Annotated in this window: 4 protein-coding genes and 1 pseudogene; 2 read left to right on the top strand and 3 right to left on the bottom strand. The window is 72.9% G+C overall.

Annotation, left to right across the window (positions count from 1 at the left end; all coding sequences use genetic code 11):
* The coding region (locus CCN44_RS30015; RefSeq protein WP_086701081.1) for an ABC-F family ATP-binding cassette domain-containing protein at positions 1–1,523 on the top strand (1,523 nt) is incomplete at its 5' end.
* A gap of 44 nt (positions 1,524–1,567) precedes the next feature.
* Here CCN44_RS30015 and CCN44_RS30020 read toward each other — a convergent pair.
* From CCN44_RS30020 to CCN44_RS47505, 3 genes are all read right to left on the bottom strand, one after another.
* On the bottom strand, positions 1,568–2,152 hold the full coding sequence (locus tag CCN44_RS30020; RefSeq protein WP_059254573.1) for a DinB family protein: 585 nt from the start codon (positions 2,150–2,152) through the stop codon (positions 1,568–1,570).
* A 90-nt stretch (positions 2,153–2,242) separates the two neighbouring features.
* Positions 2,243–4,627, bottom strand: a complete 2,385-nt coding sequence (locus CCN44_RS30025; RefSeq protein WP_086701084.1) for a Tex family protein — start codon at positions 4,625–4,627, stop codon at positions 2,243–2,245.
* A gap of 101 nt (positions 4,628–4,728) precedes the next feature.
* Entirely contained in the window at positions 4,729–4,860 is a 132-nt protein-coding gene (locus CCN44_RS47505) for an LPFR motif small protein (protein ID WP_014676189.1), read from the bottom strand.
* A gap of 126 nt (positions 4,861–4,986) precedes the next feature.
* Here CCN44_RS47505 and CCN44_RS46615 point away from each other — a divergent pair.
* Positions 4,987–5,140 (top strand): annotated as a pseudogene (locus tag CCN44_RS46615) (GlxA family transcriptional regulator); the annotation flags it as partial.

Genomic DNA, 5,140 nt, shown 5'->3' on the forward strand with positions numbered 1-5,140 from the left:
GCGCGGGCAAGTCGACCCTGCTGCGGATGCTCGCCGGACTCGCCGCGCCCGAGGAGGGCGAACTCCGGCTGTCGCCGCCGTCCGCGACCGTCGGCCATCTGCCGCAGGAGCCGGAGCGCCGGCCGGGGGAGACCGTCCGGGAGTTCCTGGCCCGCCGCACCGGGGTCGCCGAGGCCCAGCGGACGATGGACGAGGCCACCCAGGCGCTGGTCGACGGCGCGCCCGGCGCCGACGACGCCTACGCCGCCGCCCTGGAGCGGTGGCTCGGCCTGGGCGGCGCCGACCTGGACGAGCGCGCGGAGGAGGTCGCCGACTCCCTCGGCCTGGCCGTCGACCTGGACCAGCCGATGACCGCCCTGTCCGGCGGCCAGGCGGCCCGGGCCGGCCTCGCCTCCCTGCTGCTGTCCCGCTACGACGTCTTCCTCCTGGACGAGCCGACCAACGACCTGGACCTGGACGGCCTGGAGCGCCTGGAGCGCTTCGTCACCGGCCTGCGCGCGGGCACCGTCGTCGTCAGCCACGACCGCGAGTTCCTCACCCGCACCGTCACCAAGGTGCTCGAACTGGACCTCGCCCAGCGGCAGATCAACCTCTACGGCGGCGGCTACGCGGCCTACCTGGAGGAGCGGGAGGTGGCCCGCCGGCACGCCCGGGACGACTACGAGGAGTACGCCGACAAGAGGGCCGCCCTCCAGGAACGCGCCCAGATGCAGCGGACCTGGATGGACAAGGGCGTCAAGAACGCCCGCCGGAAGGCCGGCGCCGACAACGACAAGATCGGCCGCAAGTTCCGCAGCGAGGCCAGCGAGAAGCAGGCCGCCAAGGCCCGCCAGACCCAGCGCATGATCGAGCGCCTGGAGGTGGTCGAGGAGCCCCGCAAGGAGTGGGAACTGCGCATGGAGATCGCGTCCGCCCCGCGCTCGGGCGCGGTCGTGGCGACGCTGCGGGACGCCGAGGTGCGGCGCGGCGACTTCACCTTCGGGCCGGTGTCGCTCCAGGTCGACTGGGCGGACCGGATCGCGGTGACGGGCGCCAACGGCGCCGGGAAGTCCACCCTGCTCGGCGCCCTGCTGGGCCGGGTCCCGCTCGACTCCGGCCACGCCGCCCTCGGCTCCGGCGTCCTGGTCGGCGAGGTCGACCAGGCCCGCAAGCTGTTCCACGGCCCCGAGGCCCTGCTGGACGCCTTCTGCGCGGCCGTCCCCGACACCGAACCGGTCGAGGTCCGCACCCTGCTCGCCAAGTTCGGCCTGAAGTCCGGCCATGTGCTGCGCCCGGCCGCGACCCTCTCCCCGGGCGAGCGCACCCGCGCCGCGCTCGCCCTGCTCCAGGGCCGGGGCGTCAACCTCCTCGTCCTGGACGAGCCGACGAACCACCTGGACCTGCCGGCCATCGAACAGCTGGAGTCGGCCCTCGACGCCTACGAGGGCACCCTGCTCCTGGTCACCCACGACCGCCGCATGCTGGACGCGGTCCGGGTGACCCGGCGCCTGGAGGTGGCCGACGGCAAGGTGACGGAGCGTTGACCTCCGTCGGCCGGCACGCAGGGTGACGGCACGTCAGCCCCCGCCTACGTACGCCGGTCTCCGCGTGCCGCGGCTTCCTTCGCCGCCCGCTCGACCCGGGCGATGTGTTCCGGGTCGTGGGGTGCCACGTTGAGGCCGCCCGGCCGCTGCCCCACGGCCCCGTCGATCAGCTCGCGCACGATGTCCGCGTGCCCGGCGTGCCGCTGGGTCTCGGCGATCATGTGGGTCAGAATCCGGTGCAGGGTCATGTCGCCCGGCGCGCCCGGCACCCGGCCGACCGCGTCCAGGGGGAGCGCCGCGATGGTCTCGTCCGCGTGGGCGCACGCCCGCCGATACAGCCCGACGATGTCCTCACGCGTCTCGTCGGCCCGTGCCCACAGGTCCGCGTCCGGCTCGGCGTCGCCCGTGATCCACAGCGGCGTGCCCGGGAAGGGCCGGCCGAAGGTCGCGCCGAAGTACAGTGCCTCGGCGCCCGCCAGGTGCTTGACGAGGCCCAGCAGATTGGTGCCGGTGGGCGTCAGGGGACGCCGGATGTCGTACTCCGGGAGGCCGTCGAGCTTCCAGAGCAGGACGTCACGGGCGTCCTGGAGGTACAGCCGCAGGTCGGCCTTGGGATCTGATGCGGTCATGCCCCGAGTGTGACGATCACGCGGCCGGTGTCCACGGGTTTTCGGGGCCGGGCCGGACACGGCTCACCGTGTCCGGCCCGGCCCCGCTCGTCAGCGCTTCTTCGGGTCCAGCAGGCCCGCGCGGCGCAGCGCGTCCGCCATCGCGCTGTTGGCCGGCGCCGGGGCCTGCCGGCCGCCGCGGTCACCGCCGCCCCGGCCCTGCCGCTGGCCGCCGCCCTGCCGCTGCTGGGGCGGACGGGCGCCGCCGCCGCGCTGCTGCCGGCCGCCGCCCTGGCCTTGCGGGGCGGCCTCGTCGTCCAGCCGGAGCGTCAGGGCGATCCGCTTGCGCGGGATGTCGACGTCCAGCACCTTCACCTTGACGATGTCACCGGGCTTCACCACATCGCGCGGGTCCTTGACGAACGACTTGGACATCGCCGACACATGCACCAGGCCGTCCTGGTGGACGCCGATGTCCACGAACGCGCCGAAGGCGGCCACGTTGGTGACCACGCCCTCCAGGACCATCCCGGCGGACAGGTCGGAGATCTTCTCCACGCCCTCCTTGAAGGTGGCCGTCCTGAAGGCGGGACGCGGGTCGCGGCCCGGCTTCTCCAGCTCCTTGAGGATGTCGGTGACGGTCGGCAGACCGAAGGTGTCGTCCACGAAGTCGGCCGGCCGCAGCGAGCGCAGCACGCTGGTGTTGCCGATGAGGGACGCCACCTCCTGGCCCGTGGTCTTCACCATGCGGCGGACCACCGGGTAGGCCTCGGGGTGCACGCTGGAGGCGTCCAGCGGGTCGTCGCCGCCGCGGATGCGCAGGAACCCCGCGCACTGCTCGAACGCCTTCGGGCCGAGCCGCGCCACCTTCTTCAGCTCGGAGCGGGACTTGAACGGGCCGTTCTGGTCCCGGTGCGCGACGATGTTCTCGGCGAGCCCGGCGGAGATGCCCGACACCCGCGCGAGGAGCGGCACGGACGCCGTGTTGACGTCCACACCGACGCCGTTCACACAGTCCTCGACGACCGCGTCCAGCGAGCGGGACAGCTTCACCTCGGACAGGTCGTGCTGGTACTGGCCGACACCGATCGACTTCGGGTCGATCTTCACCAGCTCGGCCAGCGGGTCCTGGAGCCGGCGGGCGATGGAGACGGCGCCGCGCAGCGACACGTCCATGTCCGGCAGTTCCTGCGAGGCGTACTGCGACGCCGAGTACACCGACGCGCCCGCCTCGGACACCATCACCTTGGTGAGCTTCAGCTCCGGGTGCTTCGCGATGAGTTCGCCGGCGAGCTTGTCGGTCTCGCGGGACGCGGTGCCGTTGCCGATCGCGATCAGCTCGACCGCGTGCTCCTCGGCGAGCCGGGCCAGCTTGGCGAGCGCCTCGTCCCACCTGTTCGCCGGGACGTGCGGGTGGACGACGTCCGTCGCCACGACCTTGCCGGTCGCGTCGACCACGGCCACCTTCACGCCCGTGCGGAAACCGGGGTCCAGGCCCAGCGTCGCGCGCGTGCCGGCCGGGGCCGCCAGCAGCAGGTCGCGCAGGTTCGCCGCGAACACGTTCACCGCCTCGTCCTCGGCGGCCGTGCGCAGCCTGAGGCGCAGGTCGATGCCGAGGTGGACCAGGATGCGGGTGCGCCAGGCCCAGCGGACCGTGTCCTTCAGCCATTTGTCGGCGGGACGCCCGCGGTCGGCGATCCCGAACTTCGCGGCGACGATCCCCTCGTACGACGACGGGCCGTCCGTCGGCTCCTCGGGCTCCAGGACGAGGTCGAGCACCTCCTCCTTCTCACCGCGCAGCATCGCCAGGATCCGGTGCGAGGGCAGCTCGGTGAACGGCTCCGTGAAGTCGAAGTAGTCGGCGAACTTGGCGCCCGCCTCCTCCTTGCCCTCGCGCACCTTCGCGGCGAGCCGCCCGCGCACCCACATGCGCTCGCGCAGCTCGCCGATCAGGTCGGCGTCCTCGGAGAACCGCTCGGTGAGGATCGCCCGCGCGCCCTCCAGCGCGGCCTGCGGGTCGGCGACGCCCTTGTCCGCGTCCACGAACGCGGCGGCGGCCGCCAGCGGTTCGACCGTCGGGTCGCCCAGCAGCCCGTCCGCGAGCGGCTCCAGGCCGGCCTCGCGCGCGATCTGCGCCTTGGTGCGGCGCTTGGGCTTGTAGGGGAGGTAGACGTCCTCCAGGCGCGCCTTCGTCTCGGCGCCGCGGATCCGCGCCTCCAGTTCCTCGGTGAGCTTGCCCTGCTCCCGCACCGACTCCAGGATCGCGGTCCGGCGCTCCTCCAGCTCCCGCAGATAGCGCAGCCGCTCCTCGATGGTGCGCAGCTGCGCGTCGTCGAGCATCTCGGTCGCTTCCTTGCGGTAGCGAGCGATGAAGGGCACGGTGGAGCCGCCGTCGAGCAGCTCCACCGCGGCCTTCACCTGCCGCTCCCGTACGCCGAGCTCTACGGCGATCCTGCTTTCGATGGACCCTGCTCCGAGGGACCCGGGTGTCGTCACGATCCCGTACCGCCTTCTCACTGAGGTTGCGCGGCAATTGTGGCAGGTGACACCGACAACCGGGGATCAGGGCGGCGCCCGGCGGGCCACCGGGCCCGGCGTCAGGCCCGGCTGCCGCGCGCGGAGGACGACGCTCCGCCGAACAGGCGGGCGAGCGCCCGGAACGGGAGGGTGACGACAGTGGCGATGGCGCCGCCGATCTGCCGCAGGACGTCAGCGATGGCACGGAACACGGAACGAACTCCTTTCGTCGTGGGCTCTGGCCACCGGGTACCTCGCATCGACGCGGGAAACCCATGGCAGGAAAGGTGGGAAATCCGTCGTTGCTGCCCTGCGCGGGGCCGCCCAGAATCGAGGTCATGACGCAGCGAACCGTTCTCGTCACCGTCTTCGACGGCGTCCAGAGCCTCGATGTCACCGGCCCCGTGGAGGTCTTCGCCGGAGCCCACCGGCACACCCCGGGCTCGTACCGGATCCGCACGGCCTCCGTGGACGGCGGGCCCGTGCGCACCT

Origin of the sequence: Streptomyces tricolor, from assembly GCF_002155905.1 — a bacterium.
Classification (GTDB): domain Bacteria; phylum Actinomycetota; class Actinomycetes; order Streptomycetales; family Streptomycetaceae; genus Streptomyces; species Streptomyces tricolor.

Excerpts from the sequence above, each read along its gene's own strand:
- CCN44_RS30020 (WP_059254573.1), bottom strand. The coding sequence starts at position 2,152 with ATGACCGCATCAGATCCCAAGGCCGACCTGCGGCTGTACCTCCAGGAC.